Genomic DNA, 15,635 nt, shown 5'->3' on the forward strand with positions numbered 1-15,635 from the left:
CAGCGTGAATAAGAAGAAAGCAAGATTAAGAAGAGCAATCAATACAAGATTTAAGATACGTAAGCAAGAAGCAATTAGATTAGCAGTTCATCGTACGTCTAGGCATATCTATGCTCAAATCACCAAATCAGGGGAAGTAATTGCTAGTGCCTCTACTGTTGAATCAGTAATTAAGCAACAAATGGAATATACAGGAAACAAGTTAGCTGCTTTAGTTGTAGGTAAAATTATTGCTGAGAGAGCTATAGAAAAGGGTATATATAGGGTTGCTTTTGATAGATCTGGTTATAAATATCATGGTCGAGTAGAATCGTTAGCAAATTCAGCTCGTGAAAATGGATTACAGTTTTAAAAGGTTATATTAATGGGGCAAATAGAGCATAGAGAACTAGAAGGCAGTCTATTAGAAAAACTAGTAGCTGTAAGGCGAGTTGCTAAGGTTGTAAAAGGTGGTCGCCAATTTGGTTTTTCAGCACTAACTGTAGTTGGTGATGGTAAGGGTAGAGTAGGATTTGGGCAAGGAAAAGCCAAAGAAGTTCCTGCGGCTATTCAAAAAGCATTAGAAGATGCAAAAAAGAATATGGTTTCAGTCTCTCTCAAAGGGGGAACTCTACAGTATCCACTAACTGCTAGTTACGGTGCTGCTAAAATTTATATGCAACCAGCTCCTCAAGGAACTGGGATTATTGCTGGAGGAGCCATGCGTGCAGTTTTCGAAGTTGTTGGTATACATAATGTTTTAGCAAAATGTATTGGATCAACAAACCCAATTAATATTGTTAGATCTACTATTCTTGGTCTTTCTCATATGGCAAGTCCTATAAGTATTGCTCTGAAGCGAGGAAAAGATCTTCAAGAGATTCTCAGTGAATAATGAATAACAAAAATAGAATTCAAGTAGTACTTGTAAAAAGTCTGATCGGCAGGTTAGAGCGGCATAAAAAGTGTGCTATTGGTTTAGGGTTACGCCGTATAGGGAAATCAGCTGCTGTTTATGATACTCCGGAAAATAGAGGAATGATAAAAGAAATTTCCTATCTAATTAAAATCAACGATAATTAGCTATGAGATTAAATACTCTCTCATTTATATCAGGCACTAAACAGAAGAAAACTCGTCTTGGCAGAGGTAGAGGATCAGGTCTAGGTAAAACTTGTGGGCGTGGTCATAAGGGGCAGAAAGCAAGAGCAGGAGGCTATCATAAGGTTGGCTTTGAAGGAGGACAGTTACCTATTCAGAGGCGTCTTCCTAAGATAGGGTTTATATCTCTTAGTGCTAAAGGTTCCATTGAACTTAGATTAGATCAAATTTCTAGAATAAATGCTGATGTGTTAAGTATTGATAGTCTTGTTCATTCTGGTTTAATTTCAAAGCGAACTAAAAGAGTCAAGATTATTGCATCAGGAAAAATTGACAAGGCGGTAACTCTTCATGGTATTCAAGTATCTACGAATGCACGCCTAGCAATTGAAGAACTAGGCGGTAAAGTTAATGAAAAGGAATAATAGTGGCAAAGCATAGCCGTAAAGCAAAATTTTCTCGAGCTGGGGATAAATTTAGCAAGTTTGATGGTTTGAGTCGTAAGCTATTTTTTGTGCTAGGTGCTCTATTAGTTTATAGAATAGGTACTTTTATTCCTGTACCTGGTGTCGATCCAAGTGCACTTTCTGCGTTATTTGAGCAACAACAGGGTACAATATTAGACATGTTTAACATGTTCTCTGGTGGTGCTCTAAGGCGTCTATCTGTATTTGCTCTAGGAATTATGCCTTATATCTCTGCATCCATTATTATGCAACTACTAACAACAGTTCATCCTAAACTAGAACAGTTGAAAAAAGAAGGTGCATCAGGGCGTAGAAAAATTACTCAATATACTCGCTATGGCACATTGCTTTTGGCAACTATACAGTCTATAGGAGTGGCGATTGCTTTAGAATCACAACAGGTAAGTGGTATGTCGGTAGTTATCGATCCAGGTATTTTATTTCGACTAACTGCTGTAATAACACTTGTTAGTGGTGCATTATTTTTAATGTGGCTTGGTGAACAAATTACTGAACGAGGTATTGGTAACGGAATTTCATTAATAATTTTTGCTGGAATCGTTGCTGGGTTACCATCTGCTCTTGGTGGAACGCTTGAATTAGCGAGAACCGGGGAGATTCATATACTTACTGTACTAGTACTTTTAGCCCTAACCTTAGCAGTAACAGCATTTGTAGTTTTTGTGGAGCGTGCACAACGGCGTATACCAGTGCACTATGCAAGGCAGCAAGTTGGCGGTAAAACTTATGGTGGACAAGTTAGCCATTTACCTTTAAAAATAAATATGTCTGGAGTTATTCCGCCTATATTTGCGTCTAGTATTATTTTATTCCCAGCTACGCTAGCAAGTTGGTTTAGTTCTAATGAAGGGATGGGATGGCTTAAAGATCTATCAGCCACTTTGTCTCCAGGGCAACCCATTTATGTAATTTTATATGCAGCAGCAATCGTTTTTTTCTGCTTTTTTTATACAGCATTAGTTTTTAATCCAAAAGAGACAGCCGATAACTTAAAAAAATCTGGTGCTTTTATTCCTGGAATACGCCCAGGAGATCACACTACTCGATATATTGATACTGTTATGGGGAGGCTTACTTTAGGTGGTGCTATTTATATTACTGCTGTATGTCTTTTGCCAGAATTTTTAATTTTATACTGGAATGTACCTTTTTATTTTGGAGGCACATCCTTATTAATTATTGTGGTTGTAGTTATGGATTTTGTAGCCCAAGTACAAGCCCATCTAGTATCTCATCAATATAAAAGCTTATTGAAAAAAGCCGAGTCAAAGGGTGTTAACATTGACAATGTTCTTCAAAATCAAATTATACGCTAGCAAAATCTAATATTTTACCTATGGGGGTTAACTAGATAAATGAAAGTTCGAGCTTCTGTAAAAAAACTTTGTCAAAGCTGCAAACTTATACGAAGAAAAAGAATTGTAAGGGTAATATGCAGCAAAGACGCTCGGCATAAACAACGTCAAGGATAGTAATTACGATAAATAGATACTGAGGGTAAGATAAATAATGGCACGTATCGCTGGAATCAATATACCAGTACATAAACACGTAAAGATAGCACTTACTTCTATTTATGGAATAGGAAATACCCGTGCTCGAAAAATCTGTGACTCGGTAGGAATTCCTATACAAAAAAAGGTTGCAGATCTCTCTGAGCAGGAGTTAGAAGATCTACGTACTGAAGTGAATAAATATTCTATAGAAGGTGATTTGCGCCGTGAAGTAACAATGAATATTAAACGGTTAATGGATATAGGTTGTTATCGAGGTCTTCGGCACCGCAAGAATCTTCCAGTACATGGTCAACGAACCCAAACAAATGCAAGAACACGGAAGGGACCTAGAAAGGTAAAATAATAGAGTCTATATTAATGGTAAAATCAAGTACAAAAAAGAAAGTTAGAAGAACTGTTACCGATGGGATCGCGCATATTCATGCTTCTTTTAATAATACAATTATTACGATTTCTGATCGCCAAGGAAATGCTCTAGCATGGGCTACATCCGGTGGAAGTGGTTTTCGTGGATCCCGTAAGAGTACACCTTTTGCCGCACAAGTGGCTGCAGAAAGAGCAGGGCGTATTGCTCAAGAGATGGGTATGAAAAATGTAGAAGTATACATTAAAGGTCCTGGACCAGGAAGAGAATCAGCCGCGCGTGCTCTGAATAATATAGGTTTTAAAATAATAGGTATAATAGATATTACTCCTATTCCCCATAATGGTTGTCGCCCCCCTAAAAGGCGAAGAGTTTAAAAGGAGGGTTAAACTTGGCTAAATATATAGGTCCTAAACTCAAGCAAGCAAGGCGCGAAGGAACAGATCTTTTTTTAAAAAGCGGAATTAGATCTATAGATTCAAAATGCAAGATTCAACAAATTCCCGGACAGCATGGATCAGCCTCAAAACAAAGTCGCCTATCAGGTTATGCTTCTCAGTTACGAGAGAAGCAAAAGCTACGTCGAATGTATGGCATTTTAGAAAAGCAGTTTCGATCTTACTATAAGGAAGCCACAAGAATAAAAGGATCTACTGGAGAAAATTTGTTGAAAATCCTAGAATCTCGCCTTGATAATGTGGTTTATAGAATGGGATTTGGGAGTACTCGTGCTGAAGCACGCCAGCTTGTTAACCATAAGGGTATCCTTGTCAATGGTAAAGAGGTGAATATACCTTCTTATAAAATTCAGGTTGAAGATAAGGTAATTGTAAAAGATAAAGCTAAGAAGCAGGATCGTATAAAACTAGCACTTGAAATTGCTCAAGCGAGAACAAATGTGGATTGGGTTGATGTTGATCTAAATAAAATGGAAGGGGTGTTTAGAAGAGTTCCTGAGCGTAGCGAATTAGCTTCTGATATACAAGAAAACTTAGTAGTAGAACTGTATTCAAAATAGCATATTATTTATGTGCTGCATCAAACTATTTAAAATAAGACTGATCTTAAGCTATGTTAGCATCTAATTTCCTGAAACCAAAGATAATAGATGTTCAGTGTATTAATAATAATAGAGCTAGAGTAGTATTAGAACCTCTAGAGCGTGGATTTGGGCATACATTAGGAAATGCCCTAAGAAGAATTTTATTATCTTCAATGCCTGGATGTGCTATTGTTGAGGTACAGATCGATCATATCCTCCATGAATATTCTTCTAAAGAAGGAATCCAAGAAGATATAGTAGAGATTTTATTAAATTTAAAAGAAGTGGCGATTAATTTACATGATTGCGATGAAGCTATTTTAGAATTAAATAGTAAAGGACCTAAAATAATTACTGCGGGGGATATAAAAACTGATCATAGCGTAGAAATTATCAATCCTGAACATGTGATTGCTCACCTAACTGAATCAGGAGAATTCTCTTGTATTATGAAGGTGGCTCGAGGAAGAGGGTATGAGCCCGCTTCTGTACGATCTACAAATAATGAAAAGCATAACTCAATTGGCTATTTAACCCTTGATGCTTCTTTTAGCCCTATTAAAAAAGTCGCATATGATGTCGAGAGAGCTCGTGTAGAGCAAAGGACTGATCTAGATAAACTTATTATTGAAATTGAGACGAATGGTGCTATTTCGCCAGATGAGGCGATAAGGAAGGCTGCTTCAATTCTGCAAGATCAGCTAACATTTTTTGTTGATTTGAAAAATAAAGAGAATGTTTCTACTAACCAAGAGTTTGGAAAAGTTGATCCCATACTATTACAGTCTATAGATGATTTGGAATTAACAGTACGTTCATTAAATTGCCTGAAAGCAGAAAATATCTACTATGTTGGAGATTTAATCCAACAAACAGAATCTGGGCTGCTGAAAACTCCTAATTTAGGAAAAAAATCTTTAATGGAAATAAAGGAAATTCTTGCTTCTAGAGGCCTCTCACTAGGCATGCAAGTAAATAATTGGCCTCCTGAAGGGTTAGAAATGGTTAGAATATAATATCTTAAAAAAAGAGTAGTAGATTATATGCGTCATCGTCACAGTGGAAGAAAATTAAATCGGACAACTGCACACAGGGAGTCTATGCTTCGTAATATGTCAGTGTCTTTACTAAAGCATGAAGTAATCCAAACAACCCTTCCTAAAGCTAAGGAGCTTCGAAGGATTGCTGAACCACTAATTACACTAGCAAAAAAGGATACTGTAGCTAATCGCCGTCTAGCATTCTCTCGATTAAGAGATAGGGACGTAGTTACAAAATTATTCAGAGATCTTGCACCTCGATATAAAACACGTCCAGGCGGTTATCTAAGATTATTAAAAAATGGATTCCGTAGTGGCGATAATGCTCCTATTACTTTGATAGAGCTTGTGGATCGTGATAGTAATAATTAGCTCTTAATAGCGTAGCCAATATAATTTACGCTAATATCGCTGTTTAACCAGCATGTTTGATTTATAGGGTTATAATGTAGCCCTATAAATTCCTCGATATTTAAGTGTTCCAGACGACACCAAGATTCTAATTCGGAAGGAAGAATGAAGCGTTTATAGTCATGAGTTCCTTTAGGGATGATTCTCCCTATATATTCTGCACCCACAACTCCAAATAAATATCCTTTTAGAGTGCGGTTAAGCGTAGAAAAAAAGAATATTCCACCGGGCTTAAGTAATTGAGCACAAGCATGGATAATTCCGGCAGGATCAGGTACATGCTCTAGCATTTCTAAACAAGTGATAATATCGAAGGATTGTGATTTTTCACTTGCTAAATCTTCTACGCTTATCTGCTGGTAGTCTATACCTAACCCACTCTCTAGTGCATGTAAGCGTGCTACTGTGAGTAGATCATAACCCAGATCTATGCCTGTTACTTCAGAACCAAGTTTGGCTAGAGACTCAGTGAGAAGACCACCACCGCAACCCACATCCAAAGCTTTTTTTCCTACCAGACAGCTATGACTACATATATACTTCATTCGTATTGGGTTAATGTGGTGAAGTGTTCTAAATTCCCCCTTACTTTCCCACCAGTTATGGGCTAGGGTATTAAATCTACCTATCTCTTGAAGATCAACATTTACTAGCTGCTTATTCATTAAGTATTCCCTTAAGAAGTTAGTATATATATTTTTATGTATATATCGCTCTATCAATTACTTCATGAGTAAGTGATGGCGTAAATAGTTTTAGAAAATCATAAGCATATCCTCTTAAATAGGCACCTCGACGGATTCCTACATAAGTAATACTAGATTCAAATAGATTTTCTGCATCAATTGACTTTAGAGGCGCATCTTCAGTGGCATTAAATGCCATTTTTGCGATTATACCAATACCTAATCCTAAGTGAAGGTAGGTTTTAATTACATCCGCATCGCTTGCAGTCAAAATAATATTGGGCGTTATTTTTTTATTTATAAATGCTTGATCAAGCTTCGAGCGACCTGTAAAGCCAGTTATATAAGTAATAATAGGATACTTTGCTATATCCTCTAAGGTCAGAGGATTACATAAAAGTAGTGGATGATTCGATGGTACAATAACACATCTATTCCAGCTATAACAAGGCAATAATGCTAATTCCTTAAATAAACCAATTGATTCCGTTGCAATTGCTAAATCTACTGTACCATTAGCTGCCATTTCAGCAATTTGTTGTGGTGTCCCTTGAAACATTCTCAAATGGACTTCAGGATAGCTGGCTCTGAATTGTTTAATTATTGGCGGTAGAACATACCTTGCTTGTGTATGTGTAGTTGCAATGGAGAGTATACCCTGGCGCTTATTATTTACCTCCTTTCCTACTAGTTTAATGTTCTCTACTTCAGATAAAATCTTATCAATCATTCCTAAGATTAAAACCCCAGCTGGAGTCATTCCTATAAGACGCTTACCATAGCGCTCAAATATAGGTGTACCAAGCTCTTGCTCAAGTTGATGTATTTGATTACTAATACCAGGTTGTGTCATATGGAGTGCTTGAGCAGCGGTAGATACACTATATTTTCGGCGTACTATCTCTTGTACTGATCTTAGTTGTTGTAGCTTCATAATTGCATATAAAAAAAAATTATATCTATAAAGAACAATATATTTTGATTTAATATACATTAAATATTATCATTTTAGATAAATTTCTAACTAAATAACTTATTTGTTATTACCGTATGGAACTAGGATATATAATATCTGGACTGGTAGTGGGTTTTATGGTGGGGCTTACTGGGGTGGGAGGTGGATCTCTAATGACCCCTATTCTGATTTTTGGATTTGGTCTCTCTCCTATAAGGGCAGTAGGTACCGATTTACTATTTGCAGCCCTCACTAAAATAGGTGGAGTTTGGAGTCATTGGCATCACCATACCATTCAGTGGCACGTTGTCGGATTTCTAGCTCTAGGTAGCATTCCATCAACAATAATAACACTACAAGTACTGAAAAATTTTCAGCACCATGATCAACAGCTTACAAATTTAATTAATTTAATTTTAGGCTTTGCATTAATTTTAACTGCTCTAGCACTACCACTGAAAGATTGGTTAAAAAAAGCTATCAAAGCTAATCATACCTCAAAGCTTGTACAAGTTGTTCATCGTCTTCAACAAAATAAAAATTTTATTGTAATAACTACGATTACTATTGGTTGGATACTAGGATTTATTGTCACTATGTCTTCAATTGGTGCAGGTGCCTTAGGATCTGTTGCTTTGTTATACCTTTACCCTAATTTGTATATGAATCAGCTAGCAGCAACTGATATTGCTCATGCAGTGCCTTTAACGATTATTGCTGGAATAGGACATTGGCACTTAGGTACGGTAGATGTACATGTTTTAGGTAATCTTCTTTTAGGATCTTTGCCTGGAGTCTACCTAGGTAGTCGTTTTAGTATTAACCTTCCAGATAGAGTAATACAAATTACTCTTTCAACTTTACTCATGTTAATTGGTATTAAGTTTATTCTTTAAAGTAAATATATAGTCATTGATGAAATTAGAATCGGATAATTTATTAACAGATAAGGTTATAGAAGTAACTTCTTTGCTTACTTCTATAGTAAATAACTATGCACCTGCTTGCTTCTCATCCAGTTTTGGAGCAGAAGATATGGTACTCATTGATATGATATTTAAATATGCTCCAGAAATTGAGGTGTTTACTTTAGACACAGGTCGCTTACCTCAAGAAACTTATGAGCTAATTCAAAAAGTTATAGAACTCTATCATCAACCGATCCATATTTATTTTCCTGAATCAGACGATGTAGAAGCCTATACCCAAACCCATGGGCCTAATGGATTTTATCAAAGTGTTGAGTTGCGAAAGAAGTGCTGCCATATACGAAAAGTACTGCCGCTTAAACGTGCACTACTAGGAAAAAAATCATGGATTACAGGTATGCGTAGAGAGCAGGCTATTACTCGCAAGGATTTACCCCTTTCAGAATGGGATTCTGAGCACAAGCTTGAAAAATTTAATCCACTTATTACTTGGACTAGAGATGACGTATGGAATTATATTAAAAAATATAATACTCCCTATAATATACTCCATGATCAGGGTTATGAAAGTATAGGTTGTGCCCCGTGTACCAGAGCAATTACAGTAGGTGAGGATATTCGTGCTGGACGTTGGTGGTGGGAAAATGCTGATACTAAAGAGTGTGGGTTACATAAAAATTGATATAACCTAAAATTTATTGGTAAAGTGCATATTATGGAATCATATCATTTAACTCATTTAAAACAGCTCGAATCAGAGTCTATATTTATTATGCGAGAGGTTGCTGCTATTTTTGAGCGACCTGCACTACTTTTCTCTGGCGGTAAAGATTCTATTGTTATGGTACATCTTGCACAAAAGGCATTTTGGCCTGCAAAGATTCCCTTGCCACTGTTACACATCGATACTGGACACAATTTTCCTGAAACTTTAGAGTTTAGAGACAAGTTAGTTCAAAAAACTCAAGCAAGGCTTTTGGTAGGATCTGTGCAAAATTCTATTGATAAAGGGCGAGTAATAGAAGAAAAAGGAGTGAATGCAAGTCGTAATAAGCTACAAACTGTAACTTTACTAGATGCTATTGAAGAATTTAAAGTAGATGCCGCTTTTGGAGGCGGTCGCCGAGATGAGGAAAAAGCACGTGCTAAAGAAAGAATTTTTTCCCATCGTGATGAATTTGGTCAATGGGATCCTAAAAATCAGCGACCAGAATTGTGGAATCTATTTAATGGTCATAAACATCTAGGAGAGCATTTTAGGGTTTTTCCACTGAGTAATTGGACTGAAATGGATGTATGGCAGTACATTGCTCAGGAAAATATAGATATCCCAAGTATTTATTTTAGCCATAATCGAGAAATTATTCAGCGAGATGGAATGCTACTTGCAAACTCACCCTATCTTACTTTAGTAGAAGGAGAAATTGTAGAACAACGAAGAGTACGATGCAGAACAGTTGGCGATATGACTTGCACTGGCGTTGTAGAATCAGAGGCTATAACTATTGAAGATATTATTCAGGAGGTAGCTTCTGCTAGAGTGACTGAGCGAGGAGGTAGAGCAGATGATAAGCGCTCAGAATCAGCCATGGAAGATCGTAAAAGACAGGGTTATTTTTAAAAAATGATAAATGAATCTTCACAATATTTAGCAATGGATTTACTACGTCTTACTACAGCAGGTAGTGTAGATGATGGTAAAAGTACATTAATTGGTCGTTTACTTTATGATTCAAAATCTATTTTTGAAGACCAATTAGAATCTATACAAAAAAGTAGCCAACAATATGGAAATGAGCATATTAATCTTGCATTGCTTACAGACGGGCTACGTGCCGAGCGAGAGCAAGGAATTACTATTGATGTAGCCTATCGTTACTTTGCTACGCCAAAACGAAAATTCATTATTGCAGATACCCCAGGGCATATTCAATATACTCGTAATATGGTAACAGGAGCATCTACTGCTAATTTAGCAATGGTGCTTGTAGATGCACGCAATGGAGTAAATGAGCAAACTCGCCGTCATGCTTCAATTTCTTCCCTCTTAAGGCTTCCTCACCTCATTTTATGTATAAATAAGATGGATTTAGTGAATTATGAAGAACAAGCCTTTGAGAAAATTAAAAAAGAATTTGAAGATTTTGCAGATAGATTAGATATTCCTGACATTCACTATATTCCTATTAGTGCTTTTTATGGAGATAATGTGGTGGATAAATCTAAGAATATGCCCTGGTATCGGGGCAATACTCTATTACACACACTAGAAAATGTACATATCAGCAATGATTACAATCATAATGACAGTCGTCTTGCAATCCAATATGTGATTCGCCCCCACTCTCATGAATACCATGATTATCGTGGTTATGCTGGACGTGTAAGTGGTGGCATTTTTCACCCTGGTGATGAAGTTATTGCTCTTCCTTCAGGGTTATCTACTCAGATTAAATCCATCGATACAATGAGTGGATCAATAGATGAAGCATTTGCACCTATGTGCGTCACACTGACTTTGGAGGATGATATTGATATTAGCCGGGGGGATATGTTAGTTAAACCTGCACGCCAACCTCAAATATCTCAAGATATAGAATTAACGGTCTGTTGGCTTAATGAGACACCTTTGGTATTAGGTGCTAAATACATAGTGAAACATACTACAAGAGAAGTTCGATGTATTGTCAAAGAAATCCAATCTAAATTGAATGTGACTTCCCTAAACCAATCTAAAGATAAAGTAGCGAATTTAGAATTGAACGATATAGGAAAAATCAAAATTCGTACTGCCAATCCTTTATTTTTTGATAGCTATCATAGTAACAGAGAAACAGGGAGCTTAATTTTAATTAACGAATTTACTAATGAGACTGTAGGTGCAGGAATGATTGTTTAGTTTTTTAGTAGTGTAAGCAAAATTCTAGTTTTATTTAGCATTTTCTTAATTGATAAACAGCTTAATTCCGTTTGAAAATCTAAGATCTTTTGAATTCTATATGAGTCGTATATCTCTGCCTCTGGTACTGAAAGCAGAGGACTATCCCTATCTTCTTAACATAGTAACATTGACGCATATTTAATGGTAAAACCAATAAGTACTGCTCAATCAAGTATGTTGATACATTTTATGAATCTAAAGTGAATACATCTAATAATCTCAATACTATAAGAATAATAGAGAGCGTTACTTTGCATGTATTAGCTTTGTGAAAGAATTTATGTTTAATAAAAAATTGATCAACAGCAAATTAGAAAATCGCTACACCTACTATAGAATGACCTTGGGTACTCTGCTAAATTAAATCAAAAAGCGTACTGCATGGGTACCTTTTACATCTATTGGAATTAATAGAGATCAATGTTTTTGTAATAATGGTATATATATGCAGATTAGTGAAAGTAACTTTCACTTTCCTGTCAGCGATGATACCAAAATTCTAGACTAATGCACCTTTCTCTTTAGTATTTTTTATACCTAACAAAACCTTCATTCAAAAAAAGCTATAATAAACCATCTATTCTTATAATCTTTTTATCTTTTATATAGTTAAAATAGCTTTTTTATATTATGTTTCTATTCAAAATAGAAAGCGAATAATGCTAAATAGCAGGCTAACCTATCTTACGAGCTTTAGAAAATTACAGCTTATTGTCATTACCTACGATACAGTTGCTGTTTGCTTAGCTTGGATAGTCAGCTATTTAGCTCGATATAATCTATCTCCCTGGATGGATTGGCAATCTTGTCTAGGCACTTTACCTATCACGATCATTGTTCAAAACATAGTTTTCATTTGGTGTGGGATATATCGAGGGATGTGGCGTTTTACAAGTATCCCTGATGTAATTAATGTTACTCGTGCTATTTGCTATGGTACTTTATCTATTACTCTAGTACTTTTTCTAATTAGTCGACTAAATGGGGTACCTCGAAGTGTACTATTACTCTATCCTCTTTTTTTATTACTCTTTCTTATAGGTCCTCGGCTTACCTATCGAATTTGGAAAGATCGCCGCTTTAATTTCGATACCCATACTAACAACTATAAGCGAGTCTTAGTTTTGGGTGCGGGCCGTGCAGGTCATTTACTAGTTAAAGATATGCTTGATGGAAGTAGTTATTTACCTATTGCTTTTTTAGATGATCAAAGTGATCTGATAGGGAGGCAAGTACGAGGGATTCCTGTTATTGGGACAATAACACAACTTGTTGAAATAGTTTCACAAATCTCCATAGATGTTATTTGTATTGCAATCCCTTCTGCGAGTAGTGCTCAAATGGAGCGAATTATTTCACTTTGCGAGCAAGCAAAAATTCCGTATCAATCTCTACCACGCTTAAGAGAGTTGTTAGATCAATCTAGTGTAAAAGCTCTACGAGAGGTGGCTATTGATGATTTATTAGGGCGAGATGAAATTCCTTTAGATAAAAAAGATATTAAAAAAAATTTTTCAAAAAAATCTTTACTTATCAGTGGTGGAGGTGGATCTATAGGATCAGAGTTATGTATACAACTTGCATCTCTAAACCCTACTGCTCTCATTATTATAGATAATAATGAATATAGACTCTATCGTATTGAATTAGAGCTGATACAAAAATTTCCAAAACTAAATTTATATATTTACCTATGTGACATATATGATAAATCTGGAATACAGAGAATTTTAACCCAACATCAGCCAGATATTATCTTCCATGCAGCTGCGTATAAGCACGTACCTTTGCTTGAGAAGCAAGCACGACAAGCTATGAGAAACAATGTACTCGGTACACAGCAAATTGCAGAAGCTGCTGCCCAAGCAGAATGTAGGACTTTTGTTTTAATTTCTACAGATAAAGCAGTAAATCCTACTAATGTTATGGGGGCAAGCAAGCGGATAACTGAGCTAATCTGCCAAAATCTTAATCGTAATTACCCTAAAACTCGTTTCATTGTCGTTCGTTTTGGCAATGTATTAGGTTCTACTGGAAGTGTTGTTCCTTTATTTCAAAAACAGATTGCATCTGGTGGACCGGTTACTGTAACACACCCTGAAGTAACCCGTTATTTTATGACTATCTCTGAGGCCTGTCATCTAATTACTCAAGCCGCAGTATTAGGCAAGGGAGGTGAAATTTTCGTACTTGATATGGGAAAATCTATTAAAGTTACAGATCTTGCTAAGCAAATGATTCGTCTATCAAATCAAGGACTCAATAGAGAAATAAAAATTACTTATATAGGATTGCGACCTGGAGAGAAATTATATGAGGAATTATTCTATCCCAATGAATCACCCATAATGACTCAGATACCAAAAATCCTATTAGCACGAAGTGACACTATTAATTGGGAGTCCTTAAAAAAAGAATTACTCAAATTAGAAGCTATTTATCAAACTGAAGATGAGCAAAAAATAACAAAAGTATTATATTCTTTTGTCCTAGAATTTCACCCATAATTAAGAGAATAAATAATGAAGCAAACCATTATTACTAAAGCGATATTTCCAGTAGCAGGTTTAGGTACCCGCTTTCTTCCTGCTACTAAAGCAAGTCCAAAAGAAATGTTACCTGTTGTGGATAAGCCTCTTATTCAATATGCTGTAGAGGAAGCGATCGAAGCTGGAATTACTAGCATAATCTTTATTACTGGTCGCAATAAACAATCTATTGCTAATCATTTTGATAAAGCTTATGAACTAGAAACAGAGCTTGAACATCGTAATAAAAGAGAATTACTTACACTGGTACGAAATATTATACCGAGTCACGTCACTTGCGTATATATTCGCCAAGAGGAAGCTTTAGGATTAGGACATGCAGTACTTTGCGCAGCCCCAGTGATTAATGATGAACCTTTTGCGGTAATACTTGCTGACGATCTTATCGATACGGAAAAGGATAAGTGTCTTACCCAAATGGTAAAGCTATATGATAAATACCAAACTAGCCTAATTGGTGTTGAGGAAGTTCCCCTTGATCATACTGATCAATATGGGATTATTCACTCTAGTTTTTCAGAAGGGAGAGTCCATAAAATAGATGCTATTATTGAAAAACCCAAACCGGAACAAGCTCCTTCCTCTCTAGCAGTTGTTGGTCGCTATATCTTAACACCACGTGTTTTACAACTTTTACGTGTTACTTCTTTTGACTCGAGAGGCGAAATACAGCTCACAGATGCAATAGCAACAGTGCTCAATGAGGAAAATGCATTTGCTTATCAATTTAATGGAAAGCGCTATGATTGTGGAAGTAAACTAGGCTACCTTCAAGCTACAGTAGAGCATGCACTTAAACATGCAGATTTAGGAAAGGATTTTAAAGACTATTTACATAACCTCTCTTGTTTTGGGGAAAACAATGAAAATTTTGGTAAGTAATGACGATGGTTATTTATCACTAGGCATTAAAGCACTTGCCGATTCCTTAGCTAGTATTGCAGAAGTTATTGTTATTGCCCCTGATCGGAATCAAAGTGGTGCTAGCCATGCACTGACCTTAAATACTCCTTTACGAGTGAGTATTGGAACAAATAATTTTTATCGAGTAGAGGGTACACCTGCAGATTGTGTCCATCTAGGAGTTACCGGGCTATTAAAAGATCCTCCGGATATGGTAATTTCAGGAATTAATATTGGTGCAAATTTAGGTGACGATGTAATTTATTCAGGGACAGTGGCAGCTGCTATGGAAGGAAGGTTCTTGGGACTACCTTCAATTGCAGTCTCTTTAGTGTCTCCTGAACCAAAGCATTTCGGTACTGCTGCTTGGGTTACTTGTGAACTTGTAAGAAGAATAATAAAAAACCCACTTCCGGCAGATACTATACTTAATGTGAATATACCTGATATACCTAAAGCAGATATTAAAGGATTTAGAGCTACTCGATTGGGGTGCCGACACCAATCAGGTCCTATTATTAGAGATACTGACCCTAGTGGGCATCCTATTTATTGGGTAGGACCCTCTGGAGAAAGCCAGGACTCAGGGTTAGGTACTGATTTTTATGCAATTTCTCAAGGAGAAATCTCTATCACACCTATTCAAGTGGATTTAACCAGCTATAAAATGCTTGATAAATTATCTCAGTGGCTAGCTTAAAAAGCTAACCACTGAGATAATAAGTAGGTA

20 protein-coding genes are annotated in these 15,635 nt (G+C 36.2%); 18 read left to right on the forward strand and 2 right to left on the reverse strand.

Annotation, left to right across the window (positions count from 1 at the left end; translation table 11 throughout):
* Window positions 1-4: 4 nt before the first annotated feature.
* From rplR to rplQ, 11 genes are read left to right on the forward strand one after another with little or no spacing between them, the layout of a single operon-like run.
* Window positions 5-352 carry a 50S ribosomal protein L18 gene (gene rplR / locus NSCAC_RS01830; protein WP_197744731.1) on the forward strand — a complete coding sequence of 116 codons (348 nt, stop codon included), beginning with the start codon at window positions 5-7 and terminating at the stop codon, window positions 350-352.
* Between the two features lie 12 nt (window positions 353-364).
* Window positions 365-874: a 30S ribosomal protein S5 gene (rpsE, locus tag NSCAC_RS01835; protein ID WP_197744732.1), complete on the forward strand. Its 510-nt coding sequence runs from the start codon at window positions 365-367 to the stop codon at window positions 872-874.
* Window positions 874-1,062, forward strand: coding sequence for a 50S ribosomal protein L30 (gene rpmD / locus NSCAC_RS01840; RefSeq protein ID WP_197744733.1), 189 nt, complete (start codon window positions 874-876; stop codon window positions 1,060-1,062). The genes rpsE and rpmD overlap by 1 nt, the downstream gene beginning before the upstream one ends.
* 2 nt (window positions 1,063-1,064) lie before the next feature.
* On the forward strand, window positions 1,065-1,505 hold the full coding sequence (gene rplO / locus NSCAC_RS01845; protein WP_197744734.1) for a 50S ribosomal protein L15: 441 nt from the start codon (window positions 1,065-1,067) through the stop codon (window positions 1,503-1,505).
* Between the two features lie 2 nt (window positions 1,506-1,507).
* Window positions 1,508-2,884, forward strand: coding sequence for a preprotein translocase subunit SecY (gene secY, locus NSCAC_RS01850; protein ID WP_197744735.1), 1,377 nt, complete (start codon window positions 1,508-1,510; stop codon window positions 2,882-2,884).
* A gap of 39 nt (window positions 2,885-2,923) precedes the next feature.
* Entirely contained in the window at window positions 2,924-3,040 is a 117-nt protein-coding gene (gene rpmJ, locus NSCAC_RS01855) for a 50S ribosomal protein L36 (RefSeq protein WP_197744736.1), read from the forward strand.
* Window positions 3,041-3,077: 37 nt separating this feature from the next.
* Window positions 3,078-3,428, forward strand: coding sequence for a 30S ribosomal protein S13 (gene rpsM / locus NSCAC_RS01860; protein WP_197744737.1), 351 nt, complete (start codon window positions 3,078-3,080; stop codon window positions 3,426-3,428).
* A 14-nt stretch (window positions 3,429-3,442) separates the two neighbouring features.
* Window positions 3,443-3,826, forward strand: coding sequence for a 30S ribosomal protein S11 (gene rpsK, locus NSCAC_RS01865; RefSeq protein ID WP_197744738.1), 384 nt, complete (start codon window positions 3,443-3,445; stop codon window positions 3,824-3,826).
* Between the two features lie 14 nt (window positions 3,827-3,840).
* Window positions 3,841-4,467, forward strand: coding sequence for a 30S ribosomal protein S4 (gene rpsD, locus NSCAC_RS01870; RefSeq protein WP_197744739.1), 627 nt, complete (start codon window positions 3,841-3,843; stop codon window positions 4,465-4,467).
* 53 nt (window positions 4,468-4,520) lie between these two features.
* Entirely contained in the window at window positions 4,521-5,507 is a 987-nt protein-coding gene (locus tag NSCAC_RS01875; protein ID WP_197744740.1) for a DNA-directed RNA polymerase subunit alpha, read from the forward strand.
* Window positions 5,508-5,534: 27 nt separating this feature from the next.
* Entirely contained in the window at window positions 5,535-5,903 is a 369-nt protein-coding gene (gene rplQ / locus NSCAC_RS01880; RefSeq protein ID WP_197744741.1) for a 50S ribosomal protein L17, read from the forward strand.
* On the opposite strand, the gene ubiG is transcribed toward rplQ, so the two are convergent.
* The gene (ubiG, locus tag NSCAC_RS01885; RefSeq protein ID WP_197744742.1) at window positions 5,900-6,607 is read right to left on the reverse strand and encodes a bifunctional 2-polyprenyl-6-hydroxyphenol methylase/3-demethylubiquinol 3-O-methyltransferase UbiG; all 708 of its coding nucleotides are present in this window, start codon (window positions 6,605-6,607) and stop codon (window positions 5,900-5,902) included. The genes rplQ and ubiG overlap by 4 nt on opposite strands.
* A gap of 34 nt (window positions 6,608-6,641) precedes the next feature.
* Window positions 6,642-7,562: a CysB family HTH-type transcriptional regulator gene (locus tag NSCAC_RS01890; protein ID WP_197744743.1), complete on the reverse strand. Its 921-nt coding sequence runs from the start codon at window positions 7,560-7,562 to the stop codon at window positions 6,642-6,644.
* Window positions 7,563-7,678: 116 nt separating this feature from the next.
* On the opposite strand from NSCAC_RS01890, the gene NSCAC_RS01895 reads away from it, so the two are divergent.
* The 7 genes from NSCAC_RS01895 to surE all read left to right on the forward strand — a co-directional run bounded on the left by NSCAC_RS01895 (window position 7,679) and on the right by surE (window position 15,605).
* Complete coding sequence (locus tag NSCAC_RS01895) at window positions 7,679-8,479, forward strand: sulfite exporter TauE/SafE family protein (RefSeq protein ID WP_197744744.1); 801 nt, start codon at window positions 7,679-7,681, stop codon at window positions 8,477-8,479.
* A gap of 19 nt (window positions 8,480-8,498) precedes the next feature.
* Window positions 8,499-9,194, forward strand: a complete 696-nt coding sequence (locus NSCAC_RS01900; protein ID WP_197744745.1) for a phosphoadenylyl-sulfate reductase — start codon at window positions 8,499-8,501, stop codon at window positions 9,192-9,194.
* Between the two features lie 33 nt (window positions 9,195-9,227).
* Window positions 9,228-10,133, forward strand: a complete 906-nt coding sequence (gene cysD / locus NSCAC_RS01905) for a sulfate adenylyltransferase subunit CysD (RefSeq protein ID WP_197744746.1) — start codon at window positions 9,228-9,230, stop codon at window positions 10,131-10,133.
* 3 nt (window positions 10,134-10,136) lie between these two features.
* Complete coding sequence (locus tag NSCAC_RS01910; RefSeq protein ID WP_232085958.1) at window positions 10,137-11,411, forward strand: sulfate adenylyltransferase subunit 1; 1,275 nt, start codon at window positions 10,137-10,139, stop codon at window positions 11,409-11,411.
* A 701-nt stretch (window positions 11,412-12,112) separates the two neighbouring features.
* Window positions 12,113-13,960 (forward strand): nucleoside-diphosphate sugar epimerase/dehydratase, encoded by a 1,848-nt coding sequence (locus tag NSCAC_RS01915; protein ID WP_197744747.1) that lies wholly within the window; start codon window positions 12,113-12,115, stop codon window positions 13,958-13,960.
* A 15-nt stretch (window positions 13,961-13,975) separates the two neighbouring features.
* Window positions 13,976-14,884, forward strand: coding sequence for a UTP--glucose-1-phosphate uridylyltransferase GalU (galU, locus tag NSCAC_RS01920; RefSeq protein WP_197744748.1), 909 nt, complete (start codon window positions 13,976-13,978; stop codon window positions 14,882-14,884).
* Window positions 14,865-15,605: a 5'/3'-nucleotidase SurE gene (gene surE / locus NSCAC_RS01925; protein WP_197744749.1), complete on the forward strand. Its 741-nt coding sequence runs from the start codon at window positions 14,865-14,867 to the stop codon at window positions 15,603-15,605. Before galU ends, surE begins: the two co-directional genes overlap by 20 nt.
* Window positions 15,606-15,635 lie beyond the last annotated feature (30 nt).

The sequence above is a fragment of the Candidatus Nitrosacidococcus tergens genome (assembly GCF_902810445.1).
GTDB lineage: Bacteria > Pseudomonadota > Gammaproteobacteria > Nitrosococcales > Nitrosococcaceae > Nitrosacidococcus > Nitrosacidococcus tergens.

Excerpts from the sequence above, each read along its gene's own strand:
- surE (WP_197744749.1), top strand. The coding sequence starts at position 14,865 with ATGAAAATTTTGGTAAGTAATGACGATGGTTATTTATCACTAGGCATT.
- NSCAC_RS01910 (WP_232085958.1), top strand. The coding sequence starts at position 10,137 with ATGATAAATGAATCTTCACAATATTTAGCAATGGATTTACTACGTCTT.
- rpsE (WP_197744732.1), top strand. The coding sequence starts at position 365 with ATGGGGCAAATAGAGCATAGAGAACTAGAAGGCAGTCTATTAGAAAAA.
- rpmJ (WP_197744736.1), top strand. The coding sequence starts at position 2,924 with ATGAAAGTTCGAGCTTCTGTAAAAAAACTTTGTCAAAGCTGCAAACTT.
- rpsK (WP_197744738.1), top strand. The coding sequence starts at position 3,443 with ATGGTAAAATCAAGTACAAAAAAGAAAGTTAGAAGAACTGTTACCGAT.
- NSCAC_RS01895 (WP_197744744.1), top strand. The coding sequence starts at position 7,679 with ATGGAACTAGGATATATAATATCTGGACTGGTAGTGGGTTTTATGGTG.
- NSCAC_RS01915 (WP_197744747.1), top strand. The coding sequence starts at position 12,113 with ATGCTAAATAGCAGGCTAACCTATCTTACGAGCTTTAGAAAATTACAG.
- NSCAC_RS01875 (WP_197744740.1), top strand. The coding sequence starts at position 4,521 with ATGTTAGCATCTAATTTCCTGAAACCAAAGATAATAGATGTTCAGTGT.
- rplO (WP_197744734.1), top strand. The coding sequence starts at position 1,065 with ATGAGATTAAATACTCTCTCATTTATATCAGGCACTAAACAGAAGAAA.
- cysD (WP_197744746.1), top strand. The coding sequence starts at position 9,228 with ATGGAATCATATCATTTAACTCATTTAAAACAGCTCGAATCAGAGTCT.
- ubiG (WP_197744742.1), bottom strand. The coding sequence starts at position 6,607 with ATGAATAAGCAGCTAGTAAATGTTGATCTTCAAGAGATAGGTAGATTT.
- NSCAC_RS01890 (WP_197744743.1), bottom strand. The coding sequence starts at position 7,562 with ATGAAGCTACAACAACTAAGATCAGTACAAGAGATAGTACGCCGAAAA.
- rpmD (WP_197744733.1), top strand. The coding sequence starts at position 874 with ATGAATAACAAAAATAGAATTCAAGTAGTACTTGTAAAAAGTCTGATC.
- galU (WP_197744748.1), top strand. The coding sequence starts at position 13,976 with ATGAAGCAAACCATTATTACTAAAGCGATATTTCCAGTAGCAGGTTTA.
- rplQ (WP_197744741.1), top strand. The coding sequence starts at position 5,535 with ATGCGTCATCGTCACAGTGGAAGAAAATTAAATCGGACAACTGCACAC.
- rpsM (WP_197744737.1), top strand. The coding sequence starts at position 3,078 with ATGGCACGTATCGCTGGAATCAATATACCAGTACATAAACACGTAAAG.
- NSCAC_RS01900 (WP_197744745.1), top strand. The coding sequence starts at position 8,499 with ATGAAATTAGAATCGGATAATTTATTAACAGATAAGGTTATAGAAGTA.